Annotated in this window: 16 protein-coding genes; 6 read left to right on the top strand and 10 right to left on the bottom strand. The window is 67.3% G+C overall.

The annotated features are described in order from the left end of the window. Positions 1-56: 56 nt before the first annotated feature. The 3 genes from AC3A4T_RS10990 to AC3A4T_RS10980 all read left to right on the top strand — a co-directional run bounded on the left by AC3A4T_RS10990 (position 57) and on the right by AC3A4T_RS10980 (position 2408). Complete coding sequence (locus AC3A4T_RS10990; RefSeq protein ID WP_487675427.1) at positions 57-986, top strand: phosphoribosylaminoimidazolesuccinocarboxamide synthase; 930 nt, start codon at positions 57-59, stop codon at positions 984-986. A 476-nt stretch (positions 987-1462) separates the two neighbouring features. Beyond that, positions 1463-1798 (top strand): DMT family transporter, encoded by a 336-nt coding sequence (locus tag AC3A4T_RS10985; protein ID WP_487675426.1) that lies wholly within the window; start codon positions 1463-1465, stop codon positions 1796-1798. Between the two features lie 115 nt (positions 1799-1913). Continuing rightward, positions 1914-2408 (top strand): Mpo1 family 2-hydroxy fatty acid dioxygenase, encoded by a 495-nt coding sequence (locus tag AC3A4T_RS10980; RefSeq protein ID WP_487675425.1) that lies wholly within the window; start codon positions 1914-1916, stop codon positions 2406-2408. Positions 2409-2470: 62 nt separating this feature from the next. Here AC3A4T_RS10980 and AC3A4T_RS10975 read toward each other — a convergent pair whose 3' ends face one another. After that, positions 2471-2902 carry a hypothetical protein gene (locus AC3A4T_RS10975; RefSeq protein WP_487675424.1) on the bottom strand — a complete coding sequence of 144 codons (432 nt, stop codon included), beginning with the start codon at positions 2900-2902 and terminating at the stop codon, positions 2471-2473. 65 nt (positions 2903-2967) lie between these two features. On the opposite strand from AC3A4T_RS10975, the gene AC3A4T_RS10970 reads away from it, so the two are divergent. Further along, on the top strand, positions 2968-3858 hold the full coding sequence (locus AC3A4T_RS10970) for a DMT family transporter (protein WP_487675423.1): 891 nt from the start codon (positions 2968-2970) through the stop codon (positions 3856-3858). A gap of 87 nt (positions 3859-3945) precedes the next feature. Here AC3A4T_RS10970 and AC3A4T_RS10965 read toward each other — a convergent pair whose 3' ends face one another. From AC3A4T_RS10965 to hppD, 7 genes are all read right to left on the bottom strand, one after another. Further along, positions 3946-4812 (bottom strand): NAD-dependent epimerase/dehydratase family protein, encoded by an 867-nt coding sequence (locus AC3A4T_RS10965; protein WP_487675422.1) that lies wholly within the window; start codon positions 4810-4812, stop codon positions 3946-3948. Between the two features lie 21 nt (positions 4813-4833). After that, entirely contained in the window at positions 4834-6063 is a 1230-nt protein-coding gene (nhaA, locus tag AC3A4T_RS10960; RefSeq protein ID WP_487675421.1) for a Na+/H+ antiporter NhaA, read from the bottom strand. A gap of 192 nt (positions 6064-6255) precedes the next feature. Continuing rightward, positions 6256-7272, bottom strand: coding sequence for a sodium:calcium antiporter (locus AC3A4T_RS10955; protein ID WP_487675420.1), 1017 nt, complete (start codon positions 7270-7272; stop codon positions 6256-6258). A 173-nt stretch (positions 7273-7445) separates the two neighbouring features. Then, the gene (locus tag AC3A4T_RS10950; RefSeq protein ID WP_487675596.1) at positions 7446-8108 is read right to left on the bottom strand and encodes a lectin; all 663 of its coding nucleotides are present in this window, start codon (positions 8106-8108) and stop codon (positions 7446-7448) included. Positions 8109-8500: 392 nt separating this feature from the next. After that, positions 8501-9826 carry a homogentisate 1,2-dioxygenase gene (hmgA, locus tag AC3A4T_RS10945; RefSeq protein WP_487675595.1) on the bottom strand — a complete coding sequence of 442 codons (1326 nt, stop codon included), beginning with the start codon at positions 9824-9826 and terminating at the stop codon, positions 8501-8503. 165 nt (positions 9827-9991) lie between these two features. After that, positions 9992-10492, bottom strand: a complete 501-nt coding sequence (locus AC3A4T_RS10940) for a hypothetical protein (protein ID WP_487675419.1) — start codon at positions 10490-10492, stop codon at positions 9992-9994. Positions 10493-10520: 28 nt separating this feature from the next. Further along, positions 10521-11612 carry a 4-hydroxyphenylpyruvate dioxygenase gene (gene hppD, locus AC3A4T_RS10935; protein WP_487675418.1) on the bottom strand — a complete coding sequence of 364 codons (1092 nt, stop codon included), beginning with the start codon at positions 11610-11612 and terminating at the stop codon, positions 10521-10523. Between the two features lie 98 nt (positions 11613-11710). On the opposite strand from hppD, the gene AC3A4T_RS10930 reads away from it, so the two are divergent. Further along, positions 11711-12259 carry a MarR family winged helix-turn-helix transcriptional regulator gene (locus AC3A4T_RS10930; protein ID WP_487675417.1) on the top strand — a complete coding sequence of 183 codons (549 nt, stop codon included), beginning with the start codon at positions 11711-11713 and terminating at the stop codon, positions 12257-12259. 181 nt (positions 12260-12440) lie between these two features. Here the strand turns inward: AC3A4T_RS10930 and AC3A4T_RS10925 are convergent, their stop codons facing one another. Together AC3A4T_RS10925 and AC3A4T_RS10920 are read right to left on the bottom strand one after the other, a co-directional pair. Then, positions 12441-13982: a peptide MFS transporter gene (locus tag AC3A4T_RS10925; RefSeq protein ID WP_487675416.1), complete on the bottom strand. Its 1542-nt coding sequence runs from the start codon at positions 13980-13982 to the stop codon at positions 12441-12443. A 482-nt stretch (positions 13983-14464) separates the two neighbouring features. Then, a complete protein-coding gene (locus tag AC3A4T_RS10920; RefSeq protein ID WP_487675415.1) occupies positions 14465-15403 on the bottom strand; it encodes a tryptophan 2,3-dioxygenase in 939 nt (312 codons plus the stop codon). Between the two features lie 207 nt (positions 15404-15610). Here AC3A4T_RS10920 and AC3A4T_RS10915 point away from each other — a divergent pair, with 207 nt between their 5' ends. After that, complete coding sequence (locus tag AC3A4T_RS10915) at positions 15611-19195, top strand: lamin tail domain-containing protein (protein ID WP_487675414.1); 3585 nt, start codon at positions 15611-15613, stop codon at positions 19193-19195. The last annotated feature ends 115 nt before the right edge of the window (positions 19196-19310 follow it).

Here is a 19310-nt window from a genome sequence, read left to right as displayed (position 1 = left end):
CGGCTCCGGGCGCAGGGCGATGGAGGGTTTCTGTACCGCCATCAGGGGTCCCCACGTTGACGACCACACTGCTGCAATCCGAACTGCCCGGCCTGCCCTTGCGCCATCGCGGCAAGGTCCGCGATGTCTACGATCTGCCCGCCGACCGCCTGCCCGCGGGCGCCGCCCCCGGCGGCGACTGCCTGCTGATGGTCGCCACCGACCGCCTCAGCGCCTTCGACGTGGTCCTGCCGGACCCGATCCCGGGCAAGGGCGAGATGCTGTGCCAGATCAGTAACTTCTGGTTCGGCAAGACCGCGCACATCATTCCCAACCACCTGACCGGCATCGACGTCGCCGCGGTCCTGCCGGCCAATGTCGACCCCGCGCTGTACGCCAAGCGCACGGTGGTGACCAAGCGGCTGAAACCGGTCGCGATCGAATGCATCGCGCGCGGCTACGTGATCGGCAGCGGCTGGAAGGACTACCAGCGCACCGGCCGGATCAGCGGCATCGCCCTGCCGGGCGGGCTGCGCCAGGCCGAGAAACTGGCCGAGCCGATCTTCACCCCCTCGACCAAGGCCGCGGTCGGCGACCACGACGAGAACATCGACTTCGACACCGCGGTGCGCACGGTCGGCGCCGAACTGGCCGAAGCGGTGCGCGACGCGACCTTGCGCCTGTACCGCTACGCCGCCGATTTCGCCGCCGAGCGCGGCATCCTGCTGGCCGACACCAAGTTCGAATTCGGCACCGACGCCGACGGTCGCCTGTATGTGATGGACGAGATGCTGACGCCGGACTCCTCGCGCTACTGGCCGGCCGACGAGTATCAAGTCGGCACCAGTCCGCCGAGCTACGACAAGCAGTTCGTGCGCGACTATCTGGAGACGCAAGGCTGGGACAAGACCCCGCCGGGGCCGAACCTGCCGGCCGAGGTGATCGAGCGCACTCGGGCGAAGTACGCCGAGGCCTTGCAGAAGTTGGCGGGGATATCGGTGGATTGATTGGACGGAAGGGCCGCGAAAGCGGCCCTTTTTGTTTGTGGCGTTAGGGTTGCGCGGATGGCTTGGCTTTGGCTTCGGCTGCGGCGAAAGAACAAGCAAAAGCAAAAGCGAATCCCCCTGCCCCCCCCTTTTCCAAGGGGGAAAAGCAGTTGCGAAAGAGTTCGGGCGGGTGCCGCGATCTGGTCCGCCAAGCGCAACTCCCCACGTCCGATGCCTTTTCCTCTGCCGTTGCCGTTGCTGTTGCTGTTCCCCCCTTGGGAAAAGGGGGGCAGGGGGATTCGCTTTTGCTTTGCTTTAGTCGCTTTACCTTCTTTAGGTCGTCCCTATCTCGCCCCCCAACTGTCACCTGCTTTACAGACCCCGCCCCCACAAACACGCAACACTCCCAGCAAGGCGCCATCCCGCGCCGCCTTCGCCGCCCGCCGACGCCATGCGCGCTACCCTGCCGACCTCGCCTCACGCGGATCGCCCCCGGCATGAACATCGGCTACCTGTACCTCGCCATCGCCATCGCCGCGGAAGTCGTCGCCACCAGCGCGCTCAAGGCATCGGAAGGATTCACCAAGACCGGACCGACCCTGATCGTGGCCGCCGGCTACGGCGTCGCCTTCTATTTCCTGTCGCTGGTACTCAAGAGCGTGCCGGTCGGAGTCGCCTACGCAATCTGGTCCGGGGTCGGCATCGTCCTGATCGCCACGATCGGCTGGCTGTTCATGAAGCAGAGCCTGGACGCGGGCGCGATCGCCGGCATCGCGCTGATCGTCGCCGGGGTGATCGTGATCCAGCTATTCTCGAAATCCGCGGCGCACTAGCCGCCGCGCGCGCGGCGTCCACGCGCGCGACCGCCGTTTCACGCGCGCCGCTCGCGGACGCGCCAGCCACCGTCGCGCGGGCCGCGCGCCCGCCACGCACCATCGGGAGCCGCACATGAGCACCGTCGCGCAAACCTCGTTCGAAACTCGTCCGATCGACCGCTGGTTCGCCAGCTATTCCGGCGATCACCGCAACGCCACCAACCAGCGCATCCACGTGTTCGCGGTGCCGGCGATCCTGTGGAGCGTGATCGCGCTGCTGTGGTGCATCCCCGCGCCGGGCACCTGGTTCAGGCCCGGCATCTGGGCGGGCATGGCGATGTTCGCGGCGATGCTGTTCTACTACCGCGCCTCGCGCAAACTCGGCCTGGGCATGTTCGCGCAGTTCGGCGTGTTCGCCGTGCTCACGCACTGGATCGCGCAGTCGTTCGGGCTGACGGTGCTGCTGTGGTCGGCAGTCGGCGTGTTCGTGATCGCCTGGATCGCGCAGTTCATCGGCCACAAGATCGAAGGCAAGAAGCCGAGTTTCCTCACCGACCTGACCTATCTGCTGATCGGCCCGGCGTGGGTGCTAGCGAAGCTGTATCGCAAGCTGGGGTGGTCGTATTGAGGCCGGGATTGGAGATTGGAGATTCGATTATTCGAGCGGACGCGATGCGGTGATCTTCGTTCTCAATCCACGATCACGCGAACCAGCCTGACGATACCGAACCCGCCCCAGACCCAAAGCATCAGCGCCGCCGGCCACGCCACCCACAAGGCGCGCGACCAGCGCAGCTTGCCGCCGTCCGGACCCGGCAGGAACATGCGCACGCCGGTCGCCAGAGCCAAGCAGGACAGTACGAAGGCGATCGCGATCAGCGGCCAGCCGCTACCGGCGCCGAGGCTCTGCATCGCGATCAGGGCGACGATGCTCAGCATCGCCCACAGCACCAGCGCGTAGATCACCGACCACAACGCCGCGCCGAACGCCGGCCGCGCGCGGAACTCGCGCGCCACCAGCGCGCGCAGCAACCACGCGCCCGGGATCAGCCACAGCAGCACGACGACCAGCAACAGCAGTCCCCACTCCCAGATACCCGCAGATTGCAGGGCTTGCTTCACAATGGGTCCCCTCTGCCATTCGCGGCCGCTGATTCGGCGGCCACGATAGCCCAAGCCGGACCGCCATGCCCGCTCGCGATATCGCCTTGTTGTTGCTCGTGGTCGTGGCCTGGGCGATCAACTTCCTGACCTCGGCGCTGTCGCTGCGCGAGATTCCGCCGTTCCTGTTCACCGCGCTGCGCTTCGCCCTGCTCGCCGTGCCGCTGGTGTTCGTGCTCAAGCGGCCGGCGCCGGGCCAATGGCCGCGCCTGATCGCGGTGTGCCTGTGCATCGGCGTGCTGCATTTCGGCCTGAGCTTCAGCGCGCTCAAGGCGGCCGGCGATCTGTCCTCGCCGGCGATCGTGCTGCAAAGCTACGTGCCGATGACCGCGCTGCTGGCGTGGTGGCTGCTCGGCGAGCGTTTCGCCTGGCGCACCGGGGTGGCGATCGCGATCAGTTTCGGCGGCGTGCTGGTGCTCGGTTTCGATCCGCTGGTGTTGGATAAACCCATGGCGGTGGTGCTGATGCTGATCTCGGCCGCGGCGCTGGCGCTGGGCACGGTGCTGATGAAGGGATTGCGCGGGCTGGACGTCTATAGCCAACAAGGCTGGACGGCCTTGATCGCGGTGCCGCCGCTGTTGGCGATCAGTTTGATCGTCGAGCCGGGCGGCCTGGCGAGCTTGGGCGAGGTGAGCTGGGTCGGCTGGACCGGCGTGGTCTATGCCGCGTTCGTGTCCTCGCTGCTCGGCCATGGGCTGTATTACGTGTTGGTGCAGCGCCATCCGGTCGCCCAGGTCACGCCGTGGCTGCTGTTGGTGCCGGTGATCGCGGTGGCGCTGGGGATCGTGTTCTGGGGCGATCGGCCGGGGCCGAGTTTGTGGATCGGCGGGGCGATGGTGCTCGGTGGGGTGTTGCTGATTGCGTTGCGGAATCTGGCCAAGGCGCGGGCGCAGCGGGCTTTGGCGGCGGATCTTTAAGACGCGGCTTTCATTGCGACATCGTGTTTGCGCCGCGTGTGAGGTGTCGCGGTCGCGGCTCGCGCCGCTCCTACAGGGGGCGACCGATCAATCGCGTGGGGTTTCGAACATTTCGGCGCTGGGCTGGAAGCTGCGCGGGGCATAGCCGAAGTCGCGTTGCGCCGGGCCCGCGTCGAAGGTCATGTCGTTGCGCATGCGCCGTACCGCGGCTTCGCCCAGGCCGGTCGCGCGACCGGCCGCCTGCGCGGCGAGCAAGGCCAGGTTGAACAGCGGCGACGGCAGTTCGATCAATCGCACCGGCGGACGCAGACAGGCCAGGGTGCGTTCGACCATGTCGCGGTAACTCAGGGTTTCGCCGCCGGGCACCGCATAGACGTTGCCGAAACTCGCCGGCGCGGTCAGCGCGGCGAACGCGGCATCGGCGAGGTCGTCGACGTGCACCGGCTGGCGCAGGCCCTCGGCGCCGCGCGGCAACGGGAAATACTTCAGGCGCTTGGCCAGTTGCGCGATCCGGGTCAGGGTCGCATCGCGGCCCGCGCCGTAGATCAAGGTGGGGCGCAGCACCGTGACGGCATCGCTGCGCGGCAGCGCGGCCGCGAACAGGACTTCCTCGCCCTGGCGCAGTTCGGCGGCGTTGCGGCGCTCATCGGCATCGGCCGAACCGCGCTTGGTCTGGGCGCTGGTCGAACCGAACGCGACCACGCGCGTGGCCTCGATGCCGGACTGTTCGTACCAGCGCGAAAACTTCAGCAGCGGACCGCAGCTGAAGATCGCATCGACCCGCGCCGGCAGCGCCGGCACGGCGTCGAGATCGCCTTGCAGCCATTCCAGGCCGGGGCGGTCGTGGCGTTGCTGGCGCGATATCGCCGATACCCGCCAGCCCGCGTGGTACAGGCGTTGCAGCAGCGGCACGCCGATCTGGCCACTGCCGCCGAAAACCAAAGCGTGCTTCATAAAGCGTGCGTCATGCGTTGTTCAATTCTGGGCGCCGCGCACCGGCAATACCGCGCGCAGCCAGGCAAAGCCGATCACCGCCGACAGCAGCGAGGCGCCAAGAATACCCAGAACCGCTTCCTCGTAAAGCCGCGCGTCCTGATACGCCAACGACGCGATAAACAGGCTCATGGTGAAGCCGATTCCGCACATCAGCCCCAGGCCGACCATCGCGCGCAGGTCCATGCCGTTGGGGAAACGCGCCCAGCCCAGCGCGCGCATCAGCACCGCCGCGCCGACGATGCCGACCGGCTTGCCGACCACCAGGCCCAGCACGATGCCCATCGGCAAGGCCGCGGTCGCATCCTCCAGCTTGACCCCGCTCAACGACAGACCGGCATTGACGAAGGCGAACAACGGCAGGATCGCGTAGGCCACCCACGGATGCAGCGCATGCTCCAGGGTTTCCAACGGCGAGTGTTCGTTCGCGTCGTCGATGTTGTTGCGCTTGTCGACATGCGGAATCATCAGGCCGGTGGCGACGCCGGCCAGGGTCGCGTGGACGCCGGACTTGAGCACGCACACCCACAGCACCACGCCCAGCGCCAGATACGGCCCCAGCGATTTGACCCCGCGCCGGTTGAGCACCCACATCGCCGCCAACGCGGCCGCCGCCCACATCAGCGCGGTCGCCGACAGGCCGTGCGAATAGAAGAACGCGATGATCAGGATCGCCATCAGGTCGTCGACCACCGCGATCGTCGACAGCAGCAGCTTCATCGCCACCGGCACGCGCGAACCCAGCAGCGCCAGCACGCCCAGGGCGAAGGCGATGTCGGTCGCGGTCGGCACCGCCCAGCCGCGCATCGCGGCGGCGTCGTTGTGATTGAGCGCGGCGAACAGCAGCGCCGGCACGATCACGCCGGCGGCGGCGCACACCATCGGCAGCACCAACTGCGAGCGCTCGGCCAGTTGGCCGCTGAGCGCCTCGCGCTTGATCTCCAGCGCGACCACCAGGAAGAAGATCGCCATCAACCCGTCGTTGATCCACAGCAGCAGCGGTTTGCTGATGTCGAGCGCGCCGATGCGCACCTGTACCGGGATTTCGCGGAACGCTTCGTAAGCCGATTGCAGCGGCGAATTGGCCGCGATCAAGGCCAGCGCCGCCGCGGCGATCAGGACGATGCCGCCGGCCGCTTCCAGTCGGAAGAATTCGCTCAGTGCGCGCAACGCGCGCCGCGGCAAGCGCGGCATGGGGGTGATTTCGCTCATGACCCATTATAGGCGGGGCAGTTGCAAGGGTGTTGTGGATGCGCCCTGCCCTTCTCCCGCTTGCGGCGACCGAAGACAGTGCACGGCTGAGAAGGTGCCCGAAGGGCGGATGAGGGCTAGCCCCTGCGAGATCATCGGCGCGACGCGCGCCCTCACCCCTGCCCTCTCCCGCTAGCGGGAGAGGGAGATCGGTTACTGATGCAGCATCAGCAACTCGAACCCGATCCACGCCAGCAACGCCACCACCAGGATCGCGCCCTCGCGCTTGCTGATGCGCAGGTCGCCCTTGAGCATCGGGTACAGCATCAAGGCGAACACCGCCGCGGCCGGCAGTTCGAAACGCACGAACGACGCGGGCAGCGGCACGGTGTGCAGCGCGGCCATGCCGCCGAGCACGATCAGCAGATTGAACAGGCTCGAACCGATCACGTGGCCGACCACGATGTCGCCCTGCCCGCGCCGGGCCGCGGCGACCGCGGCGGCGACTTCGGGCAGCGCGGTGCCGATCGCGACCGGCAGCAGGCCGGTCAGCAGCGGCGACAGGCCCAGGCCGGCGCCGATGATGGCCGCGTTCGGCGAACCGAACCCACCGGCCAGGGCCGGCGCGGCGCCGCCGAAGCTCCACAGGCCGTTGCCGCCGACGATCAGGTACGCGCCCAGGTGCAGCAGCACCGCGGCGATCAGCACCCGCACCAGATTGAGGCCCAGGTGGGTCTGGGTCTGGGCGAACGCGGCGATGGCGTCCTGCAGCTCCGGCGCCTCATGGCGGGTGCGCGAAGTCGCGTAGGCGACCACGACCACGAACGCCACCAGCATCGCCACGCCTTCCCAGCGGCTGAGCGCGCCGTCCAGGCCCAGGCCGATCACCGCCAGCGTGCCCACCAACAGCAGCACCAACAGCGGCGCCAGCGCGCGCCAGCGCACCACCAGCGGCGCGGCGAACGCCGCCAGGCCCAGGGTCAGGCCGAAGTTGACGATATTGCTGCCGACCGCGTTGCCGAGCGCCAGCGCCTGCTGGCCGCGCACCACCGCCTGCAGGTTGACCGCCAGTTCCGGCAGCGAGGTAGCGAACGCGACCAGCACCAAGCCGGCGGCGAACGGCGAGGCGCCGAAGCGCTGGGCCAGGCCGGAGGCGCCCTTGACGATCGAATCGCCGCCCAGGGCCAGCAGGAACAGGCCCAATACGAACAAGCCGACGGCTTCGAACATGGCGATCTTCCCCTTGCAGTGAACGGCGTGCGGTGGACGGCGTGGCCCGGCGAGCGGGCGCATCGGTCCCGATTCTAACGTCGTGGCCGGGCCGGCAGTGGCCGGCCTGTCATGGCGCGACGCCGGTCCGCTGCCCGTAACGGCTCAGCGGCCATGGCGCGGTCGGCGACGGCTCAACCGCAGCCTTCGACGTAATCCACCTGCGGCGGCAGACCGATACGCCAGGAGGTCACCTTTCCGGTGACATCAGTTTCGAACACCAGCGCACCCGCGCCGCCCGCGCTGTCGCTGACCCGCAGGTAATGGCCGCCCTGCACGTACTTGTGGTTCTGCTGCTCGACCCGGCCGGCGTAGAGCTTGCCGATTTCATCGGCGCTCATGCCGCGCTTGCCGCCGCCGGGCGCGGTCTCCTTGTCGTTGCCCACATCGAGGCGGACGAACTTGCCGTCCTCGACCATGAAGGCGAAATCGCGCGGGTTGGTCACCCAGATCGGCTGCAGGTAGTAGCAACCTCCGTCGGCCGGCGGCTTGCCCTTGAGCTCGCCGCCCCAGGCCTGCTTGGCCTGCTCGGCGCTCATGCCGAAGCGCATGGCGCCGTAGCCATCGAAGCGCGCCTGGGTGTCGCTGGCGGCCGGCGGCGGATTGGACACCGGCGCGGTCGCGGGCGGAACGCTTTCGGCGGGCTGATCGGTGATCGGCGCCGGGTTGGCCTCCGGCGCGGCGGTCGCGGCCGGCGTCGCCGCGTCGGCCGGCGCAGCCTCGCGCTGGCAGGCGGCCAGGCCCAGGCTCAACACCACGGCGGCGAACAGCACGGCGCGGCGTGGCGCGATCGACATCGGCGCAAGTTTCATCGGCGGAACTCCGGCGCACAAGGCGCGATTCGAATGGCCGAATCAGCCTAGCGGTTTTGCGTGAACGCGGCGAGAAGCGAAGGGTTCGCGGCTGGATTCGCGCTTGCTCCAACGCGAGGTTGCGTTCGAATGCGCGCAGCTGCACCCACCCCATGTCGAAATCGAGAGGTTTTTTGTAGGAGGGGCTTCAGCCCCGACACTCTTGGCTCAGATCGAATCGAATCTCTACCTCTATCCGATCGAAAAGCATCGGGGCCAAAGCCCCGCCCACAAAAACATCTCGGCGATATCGGTGTTCAAACGAAAACGCGCGGCCGAAGCCGCGCGTTTTTTGTCGGTACATGCAGGTTCGAAGCGACCGCCTCGAAACGCCCCACTTACTCCCGCGAATTCGGATCGAAGTGCTTGCGCAGCCCGGCCCAGCAGGCCTGATAGTCGCGCTGCCGGTGCGGCGCATCGAACGCCTGCGCGGTCGGTCTGATCACCGCGCGCGTCTCGAACATGAAAGCCAGCGTATCGACGATCACATGCGCCTGACTCAGATCGGCATGCGATGCCTTCTCGAAGGTCTGCGCATCGGGCCCATGCCCGGTCATGCAGTTGTGCAGCGACGAACCGCCCGGCGCGAACCCATCGGCCTTGGCGTCGTAGGCGCCGTGCACCAGCCCCATGAACTCGCTGGCGACGTTGCGGTGGAACCACGGCGGCCGGAACGTGTGCTGCGCGACCAGCCAGCGCGGCGGGAAGATCACGAAGTCGATATTGGCCGTGCCGGGCGTATCGCTCGGCGAGGTCAGCACGGTGAAGATCGACGGATCGGGATGATCGAAACTGATCGAACCGATGGTGTTGAAGCGGCGCATGTCGAACTTGTACGGCGCGTAGTTGCCGTGCCAACCGACCACGTCCAGCGGCGAGTGGCCGATCTCGGCGCGCCACAGATGGCCCTGGAACTTGGCGATCAGTTCGAACTCGCCCTCGATATCTTCGTAGGACGCATGCGGGGTCAGGAAGTCGCGCGGATTGGCCAGACCGTTGGAACCGATCGGGCCGAGGTCGGGCAGGCGCAGCAACGCGCCGAAGTTCTCGCACACGTAGCCGCGCGAGGCGCCGTCGAGCAGTTCGACGCGGAAGCGGATGCCGCGCGGAATCACCGCCATTTCCTGCGGCTCGACCTCGATCGCGCCCAACTCGGTCGCCAGCAACAGGCGGCCTTGCTGCGGCACGATCAGCAGCTCGCCGTCGGCGTCGTAGAAATACCGCCCCTGCATCGAGCGATTGGCCGCATACAGATGGATGCCGCAACCGTGCTGGCCGGCGGCCGACCCGTTGCCGGCCATGGTGTACAGGCCGTCGACGAAATCGACCTCGGTGTCGGGCAATGGCAGCGGGTCCCAGCGCAGCTGATCGGGCGAGACCGGGCCGTCGCCGAAATCGTTGTGCAGGCGCGGCTGATGGAACGGCGCGAAGGTCCCGTGCATCGCCGCCGGACGGATCCGGTACAGCCAGCTGCGGCGGTTTTCCTTGCGCGGCGCGGTGAACGCGGTGCCGCTGAGCTGCTCGGCGTACAGGCCGTGCGGCGCGCGCTGCGGCGAATTCTGCCCTTCCGGCAAGGTGCCGGCGATCGCCTCGGTGGCGAATTCGTTGCCGAAACCGCTCATGTAGCCGCGCGGACGCTGGCTGACGCTGTCGGTGCTGGGCATCGGGATGACGTTGTCGATGTCGTTGGCTGCGGTGCTCATACGGGCTCGCTGGGCTGTTGGACGCCCCTCGACGGCGGCGCGACGTCGCCGGTGGGCGGCGGCGTCTTGAATCTTCGCGGCGATGGCGCCGACGCCGGAACACCGGCGAGGCGCCGACGCCGCCCATCACATGATCGGGCGATGACCCAACGAGCGCTGGGTCGACGGTTCGATCGAAAGCGCCAACTCGCGCGCCAGTTCCAGCACCCGCGCGGCGTCCTTGCGCCAGACCAGCAAGGCGTTCAACTGGTCGCTGAAACTGTCGTCGAGCAGGAACAACTGATAGCCGCCGCCGTCTTTTCCGCGTTCGGCCAGCAGCGGGTCCAGCCAGGCGAAGTATTCGTCCGGCAGGTACCAGCGCCCGTTGGCGTGACGCGGAAAATCCGCCAGCGGCTCGGCGAAGAAGTCGCTGATTTGCTCGTGCACTTCGTCGATCTTGTCGCCCACGGCGAGGTGGTTGACGAGCTTGAACACGATCGCGTTCTGGATCAGCTCTTCTGGCGAGGGATCGTCCATCCAGTCCAGATCCGGATCGTCCGCCGCGCCTTCGATCGTGGCGACCAGCGACGCCAGTTCGTCAGGATCGAGTTCCCGGCAGGTCAGCAGATCGACGAGTTCCTTCAGCATTGCGACTCCTTCGCGGCACGGTCGCCTATTACAGCACGCCGCGCTGGATCTGATCGCGCTCGATGCTTTCGAACAAGGCCTGGAAATTGCCTTCGCCGAAGCCTTCGTTGCCCTTGCGCTGGATGATCTCGAAGAAGATCGGGCCGATCGCGTTCTTGGTGAAGATCTGCAGCAGCTTGCGCTGATGGGTTTCCGGGTCGGCGTCGATCAGGATCTTGTTCTTGGCAAGACGCGGCACGTCCTCGCCGTGATTCGGCACGCGCAGGTCGATCACGTCGAAATAGGTATCCGGGGTGTCGAGGAAATCGATGTTCTGCGCGCGCATCGCCTCGACGGTCTCGTAGATGTTGTCGGTGAAGCAGGCGATGTGCTGGATGCCCTCGCCCTTGTAGGCGTCCAGATACTCGTTGATCTGCGACTTGGGATCGTTGGATTCGTTGAGCGGGATGCGCACCACGCCGTCGGGCGCGGTCATCGCCTTGGACACCAGGCCGGTCTTGACGCCCTTGATGTCGAAGTAGCGGATCTCGCGGAAGTTGAACAGACGCTCGTAATAATCCGACCACTTCTGCATGTTGCCGAAGTACAGGTTGTGGGTCAGGTGATCGATGAAGGTCAGGCCGAACCCGGTCGGATTCTGGTCGGCGCCCGCGATCGGCTCGTAGTCGCCGTAGGCGCTGCCGTTGCCGCCGTACTGATCGACCAGGTACAGCATGCAATCGCCGATGCCCTTGACCACCGGCGCGTCGATCGCGCGGGTGTCGGCGCCGTCGCCGATCGCTTCGCCGCCGTTGGCGAGCACAGCGTCGAACACTTCTCCGGCCGGCTTCTTGAACCGGATCGCGAAGCCGCAGGCGCACGGGCCGTGGGCCTGGGCGAAGGCCGAGGCGAAGCTGTCGGGCGTTTCGTTGATCAGGAAGTTCACCCCGCCCTGGCGGTACACGGTGATCGGCCGCGACTTGTGGCGCAGCACGGCGGTGAAGCCCATGCCGCGGAAATAGGCGTGAAGCTGCTCGGCTTGGCCGGCCGGCGCGGCGAATTCGACGAACTCGAAGCCGTCGATGCCGAGCGGATTTTCGAAGGTGGTGACCTGCATGCCGAGGTTGGGCTGTGCATTCATGGCATTGTTCTCGGGTGGCGGCCAGGTCCGCTGCGGACGGCCTCGGGGAAAGGGTCGTTATAGTTTCACATGAAACCATAAGCAAGGCACAGTGCAACATGAATCGACCGAATCCGGATCCTGAATCACCCGTCCCGCCGAGCCCGGCCCCCAGCCCCAGCAAGGCCGTGGGCGGCGCCCGCCATGCCGAGCTCGACCTCGAGCACTTCCTGCCGTATCGCCTGTCGGTGCTGTCGAACCGGGTCAGCAGCGCGATCGCGCGGGTGTATTCGCAGCGGTACGCGCTGAGCGTGACCGAGTGGCGGGTCATGGCCGTGTTGGGCCGCTACCCGGGCCTGTCGGCCAACGAGGTCGCCCAGCGCACCGCGATGGACAAGGTCGCGGTCAGCCGCGCGGTCGCCCGCCTGACCGAGGCCGGCCGCCTGGAGCGCGAGACCCACGACGACGACCGCCGTCGTTCGGTGCTGCAGTTGTCCCCGGATGGTTACAAGATCTACGACGAGGTCGCGCCGATGGCGTTGGCGTTCGAGCAGCGGTTGCTGGTCGACATCGACCCGGCCGAGCGCGAGGCGCTGTTCCGGTTGCTGGATCGGCTGGACGAGTTGGAGATGCAGGCCGAGGCGGAGATGGCGGCGGATACGCGCTGAGGTTTCGCGCTGGGTTTCTGCGTTCGGGTTTCGCGCAACGAGGCACTTTGTCCCTCGTGTCGCCATTGCTTCTGCCTCTGCCATTTTTGCTTTATGGCCCGCCTCCCCAATCCCCAGAAACGAAAACGGCAGCCTGAGCTGCCGTTTTCGATAGAGCGATCAAGCGATCAGCACAACCCGATCACTTCACCCCGTGCATCAACTTCTGCACCAGCGGCGCGATCAGGAACAACAGACCACCCGCGCCCACCAACGCCCAGAAACCGAAGGTGTAACCGCTCAACGCCGACGTCGTGGTCATGCCGCCTTCGCCGCTGACCACGCCGGCGAAGATGCCCGACAGGTTGTTGCCGATGCCGGTCGACAGGAACCAACCGCCCATGCCGAAACCGACCAGGCGCACCGGCGCCAGCTTGGTCACCATCGACAGACCGATCGGCGACAGGCACAGCTCGCCGATCGACTGGATCCAGTACACCGCGAACAAGGTCCAGAACGGGATCTTGCCGGCTTCGCCGACCAGCTTGGTCAGCGCGAACATCAGCAGCAGGAAGGCCAGGCCGTTGAAGATCAGGCCCAGGCCGAACTTGCGCGGGATCGACGGATTGGCGCGGCCCATCGCCACCCAGATCCAGGCGATCAGCGGCGCCAGGGTGATGATCGCGACCGAGTTGACCGACTGGAACCACGCGGTCGGGAACACCCGCTCGCCGCTGATGCTGAACACGAAGTCGGCCATCGAGGTGCCGAAGATGTCGCGGTTGACGATCTTGTCGGCGAGGAAGGTGAACGAGCTGCCCGCCTGCTCGAAGAACATCCAGAACAGGATGTTGAAGGTGAAGATGATCAGCATCGCGATCACCTTGTCGCGCTGCACCGAACCTTCACGGAAGCCTTCCACCAGCAGCAGGGCGCACAGGCCCAGGAACATCGCGGTCAGCACGCCCTGCAGCGCGTTCGCGCCCATGGCGAGCAGGAAGTACACGATCGGAATCGCGACCAGCGCGCCGAGGAACACGTACAGCACCTTGGCCTTTTCGGCCTTGCCTTCCGGCGGACGGCCGATGCCCTGCAACTGCTGGCGGCCGAACCAGAACCACACCAGGCTGATCAGCATGCCCACGCCGGCGGACAGGAACACCATCTTGTAGTCCGGCATGGTCTCGCTGCCGAAGATCTTCTTCGCCAGCCACTGGGTCAGCAGCGGCGCGACCATCGCGCCGAGGTTGATGCCCATGTAGAAGATGGTGAAGCCCGAGTCGCGGCGTTCGTCGCCGGTGCTGTAGAGCTTGCCGACCATGGTCGAGATGTTCGGCTTGAACAGGCCGTTGCCGCAGATGATCGTGGCCAGACCGAGCTTGAAGATCTGCTCGTTGGGCAGGGCGATCATGAACAAGCCGGCCGCCATGATCACCGCGCCGAGCAGGATCGAGCGTTGATACCCGAGGATGCGGTCGGCGACATAGCCGCCGAAGATCGCCGCGGCGTAGACCAGGGCCAGGTAGGCGCCGTAGACGCGGTTGGCCGAGGCTTCGCCGGAGGCGTCGCCGCCGTGGAACTGATGCACGATGTAGAGCACGAGCGCCCAGCGGATGCCGTAGAAGGCGAAGCGCTCCCAGAACTCGGTCATGAACAGCATCCACAAGGGTCTGGGATGCCCGAGTCGCTGCGTGAAATCCGGGATGGGCGCGGTGCCCTGGGTGGCTGGTGCGGCTCCGCTCATGCGGTGTCCCCTGTCGTGTGGAAACTGAATGAAAATCCCACGCCGACGGCACGGGTCGGGGAGATTTACCGGTGCGGGCCGGTCACGTCAAACCTTTGTGAAGCCTGTCGCGATGTGCTGCGGCGCAACATTTGCGCCTGCAAGTGCCTGAATAGGGGTGGATTTTGCACGAACCGAGGGGCGAAGTTCGGGGTTTGGGATGCTTACGTGCGGGGATCGGGTGACAACTGTCACCTCGACGGGTCTCGTCGGACGGGCTTCGATGTGGGCGCGGTGGGTGTGGATTCGCGGTCGCGGCTTGCGCCGCTCCTACAGGAAGGCCATGCGGGAGCGCGATGATTGCGGTCCGGGAAGCCGCGGGCGCCGGTGTGGCTTCGGACCGTCCAAAAGCACCTCTCCCGCCTGCGGGTGAGGGCACGCCGGCCGGCGCGCCCCATCCCAGCCTTCCCCCGCTAGCGGGGGAAGGAGCAAAACATCAAACGTCAGGCCGGGCCGGCCCCACCGCCGACCGGGCAGCCCTGACCGGGCTCGGCCGCTCCGTAGCCGCCGGCAGCTCCGTACCCTCCGGCAACGCCGATACTGGTGCGCACTTCGAACAACTCCGGAAAGAAGGTCAGCTCCAACGCCTGCTTGAGGAAGCCCACGCCGCTGGACCCGCCGGTGCCGCGCTTGAAGCCGATGATGCGCATCACCGTGCGCATGTGGCGGAACCGCCACAACTGGAACTGGGTCTCCAGGTCGACCAGGTCCTCGCACAGCGCGTATTCGCGCCAGTAGACGTCGGTGTTCTCGTAGATGCGCTCGAACACCGGCTGCAACGCCGGGTCGCTGACGTGCGGACGGCGCCAGTCGCGCTGCAGATGGCTGGCCGGGATGTCGTGGCCGAAGCGCGACAGGTACATCAGGAATTCGTCGTACAGGCTCGGCGCGGACAACGCGCGTTCGAGTTCGACCTGGCCGTCGGGGTCGTGCGCGAACACCCGCAGCATCGCCTCGTTCTTGTTGCCGAGCATGAATTCGATGGTGCGGTACTGCAGCGACTGGAAACCGGAGGACGGCCCGAGCGTTTCACGGAACCCCATGTATTCCGACGGCGTCAGCGTTTCCAGCACCGACCATTGCTCGGTCAGCTGACGCAGCACCTGCTTGCAGCGCGCGATCACTTTCTGGCTCTGCCAGACCTGATCGCGGCGCAGGTGGATCAGCGCGGCGCTCAACTCGTGGACGATCAACTTCATCCACAGCTCCGAGACCTGGTGCTGGATGATGAAGAGCATCTCGTCGTGGTGCGCCGGATCGGCCAGGCCGCGCTGGGCCGACAGCAGTTTGTCCAGCTGCAGATAGCCGCTGTAGGTGATGCGTCCGTGCAGGTCGGTATGGATACCGCTTTCCAGTTCGCGCTGGTTCTTTTCGACGGACATCGGCGGGGCTCGCGGCAGGGGCGCAAAGCGTAGCGCATCGGGCCGGGCGCGGGGCCGCAACGCCTGCGCCATCGCGTGCTCGCATCGTGCGCCGCGTGCACGCTGTCGCGATCCGTGCGACACCGCAAACGTAAAATAAACGCGCCTGCCCACTACAGCGCAACGCTGTCGGTTCCAGTCCGCAGGCGCACTTTCCAAGGGGAATTCATGCACAAACTCACAAGCCGCGCGCTCGCGGCGGGGATCGCTTTGGCCTTGGCCTCGGCCGGCAACGCTCAGGCCCAGGTCGTCATTTCCCAGGTCTACGGTGGCGCGGGGAGCACCACCAGCGGATACAACGCGGACTTCATCGAGTTGCACAACAACGGCGACAGCGCCGTCAGCCTCAACGGCTGGAGCGTGCAATACGCGCAGAACAACGGCAGTTGGCTGCGCACGCCGCTCAGCGGCAGCATCGCGGCCGGCGGCTATTACCTGATCCGCCAAGGCAGCGGCGCCGGCAACCTGAGCCTGCCGCCGTACAACGCCAGCGGCGGCATCGCGATGACGCCCGGCCTGGGCAAGGTCGCGCTGGTCGCGAACAACATCACCCTGAGCGCGGCCTGCCCCACCGGCCTGGTCGATTTCCTCGGCTACGGCGCGGCCAATTGCGCCGAAGGCGCCGCGCCGGCCTCGTCCGCGTCGAACACCACCGCGCAACTGCGCAAGAACGGCGGCTGCACCGACACCCAGGTCAACGCTGCCGACTTCGTCGTCGCCACCGCCAAGCCGCGCGGCAGCACCGCGCTCAGGCTGGTGTGTTCGACCTCGGCGCCGCCGGTGCTGACCGCGAGCGTGGGCGAGATCGTCGAAGGCGATTCGGGCTACGCCGATGCGCTGATCACGCTGCGGCTCGATCGTCCGGCCGGGCCCGACGGCGTCGCCTGGAGCGCGTTCACCACCACCGGCGGCAGCGCCTCGCCGGCCAACGATTACCTCGCGATCAACAAGTCCGGAACCATCGCGCCGGGCCAGAGCGAAGCCATCGTCGTGCTGCCGATCAAGGGCGACACCGTGGCCGAAAGCGACGAAACGGTGAACCTGCAGATCAAGGTCGCCGCCGGCGCGGTCACCGCCAACGGCGATTACCTCGACCTCACCGCGACCATCCGCGACAACGACCGCGCGCCGCCGCCGACGCTGACGGTGTCGCCGGTCGCGCGCAACGAAGGCGACGCGGGCATCACGCCGTTCGAGTTCGAGTTGCGGCTGGATCGTCCGGCCGGCGCCGGCGGCGTCGCCTGGAGCGCGTTGATCCTGCCCGGCGGCAGCGCCGTCCCGGGCGAGGACTACAACGCGATCGATCCCAGCGGCGTCATTCCCGCCGGACAGACCAGCGCGCGATTCGTGTTGCCGGTGCTCGGCGACTTGAGCTACGAAACCGATGAAACCGTCAACCTGCGGATCAAGATCGCCGCTGGCGCGGTCGCCGCCAACGGCGATTACCTCGACACCCAGGCCACGCTCATCAACGACGATTTGCGCGTCACGCCGATCCACGAGGTGCAGGGCCGCGACGCGGTGTCGCCGTTGCGCGATCAGTCGGTGATCGTCGAAGGCATCGTCACCGCGGTGGTCAAGGACGGTTTATTCCTGCAGGCCGACGCCGGCCAGGCCGACGCCGATCCGGAGACCTCCGAAGGCCTGTTCGTGCAGACCGCGTCGGCGCCGTCGCCGCAGCTGCGCGCGCAGCGCGTGCGTGCGAGCGGCACGGTGATCGAGCTGATGAGTCCCGGCGACAATCCGCAGCGCGAATCGATGACCGCGATCGGCGGTTCGCCCTCGGTCACGCAACTGAGCACCGAGCCGGTGCTGTTGCCGCCGCCGGCGAGTGCGTTGCTGCCGGATTACCACATCGGCGCGCGCGGTTACGAACACTACGAAGGCATGCGGGTGATGTTGCCGCAGACGCGCGTGGTCGGGCCGACCGGCGCGATCACCGACATAAGCTCGGGCCAGAGCGTCAGCGACGGGCGCTTTTACGTCGTCGACGGCGGACAGAATCCGGCCGCGCCCTTTGTCGCGCCCGAACGCGAACCCGGCACCCGCTATCCCGTGTATTGGCAGGGCCAGTTTCAGGGCTGGCTGCCGCGTTGGGACGGCAATCCGGAAGTGCTCGGCGTCGACAGCGCCGCCGCCGGCCATGCGCCGATCGACCTCGCCGCCGGCGCGCCGATCGGCGGCCTGATCGGGCCGCTCGATCATCGCAGCGGCCGCTACAGCATCGTGCTGGACGCCGATGCGCCGGCCTGGCTGCCGCCGCAATCGCCGCCGACGCCGTCGCTGGTCGCCGCGGGCGCGCCGGGCCAGCGCGCGACCACGCTCGCCCATTACGACCTGCGCGATCTGTTCGATTTCACCAGCCCGCCCGGCTCCGGCCAGCCCGCGCCGATGCCGTTCGCGCTGGAACGGCGGCTCGGCAAGATCTCGCGCGGTATCCGCGAAAACCTGCGCCTGCCCGACATCGTCGCCGTCAGCGGGGTCGAGAACGAGCTGTTGTTGCAACGGCTGGCCAACCGCATCGACAGCGATGCCATGAGCAACGGCCAGCCCGCCGCGCAATACCGCGCGATCGCCCCGCCCGGCAACGACCCGAACGCGACCAACCTCGGCTTCCTGGTGCGCAGCGACGCGATCGTCAACGTCGGCGCGCGGGTGATCGTGGACAAGATCGAGCAGCTCGGTTCGAACGCGTTCGCGCAGGCGCCGGGCGGCGGCATGATCGCCTTGTTCGATCAACCGCCGCTGGTCATCGACACGCGCAGCAACTACGCCGACGGCAGCGCGTTGCGAACGCGGATCGTGCTGGTGCGATTGCAATCGCTGGACGGCCTCGACGCCGACAGCGTGCAGGCCGAACGTCTGCGCGACCGGCGCCGCGATCAGGCCCAGTTCCTGGCGCAATGGGCGCAGCAGCAGCAACACGCCGCGGATGGCTTGCCGCTGTTGTTCGTCGGCGATTTCCAGGCGCATGCGTTCAACGACGGCCTGGTCGATCCGCTCGGCACGATCGTCGGCACGCCCAGCGATCCGCTGCTGACGATGGTCGCGCACGACGGCGCCGATCAGGTCGAACCGGACTTGATCGATCTCACCGCCATCCAGGCGCGCGAGCAGCGTTACTCGTCGATCGATCAGGGCAGCCGGCAGGAACTGCAGCACGTACTCGCCGACGAGCGCCTGCTGATGCAGACCGAGTCGATCGAACTCGAACGCGCGCGCATCAACGCCGATTTCCCGGCGCGATGGCGCGACGACGAGACCAGCGCGATACGCGGCGGCGACACCGATCCGGTGCATGTGCGGCTGGTGCCGCGCGACCAGGCCTCGTTGCGGGTGTGGGCGCAGCACTCCGCGCCGAGCCATCGGGTCGGCGAGTCGATGCAGCCGACCTTCACCGCGCAGGTGCAGAACCTCGGTCCGGAGGTGGCCCGGCAGGTCGGCCTGGGCCTAGCCTTGTCGGAACCGGTCGAGCCGCTGTGGGTGAGCGTGCATTCGCCCAACTGGACCTGCGAGCCGCCGGTGACCGCCGACGGCCGCACCAGCGTGGCCTGCACCGGCTTGAACGTCTCGCCGCAAGGGCCGTCGAGCAACGCGGTGAGCCTGAGCTTCTCCGCCACGCCCGAGCGGGCCGGCCGATCGATCACCCTGGCCGCGTCGGCGGTCTCCTCGGCGCTCGATGCCGATCCGTCCGACAACGCCGCCCAGACCTCGATCGAGATCCTGCCCGCCCTGCCCGTGCCGCAGCCCTGACCCCGGCGCCGCGGCGTCGCGGCGTCCATGGGGCGCCGCGGCCCGCGGCAAGACGCGGATGATTCGCCCCCGGCGCGAGCCGGGGGTTCTTGTTGCGACGCAGCAGGCCTGCGCC

The sequence above is a fragment of the Lysobacter sp. Soil_N_51 genome, assembly GCF_057655755.1.
Note: the sequence above shows the minus strand (reverse complement) of the source record. Positions and strands in the feature narration are given on the sequence as shown.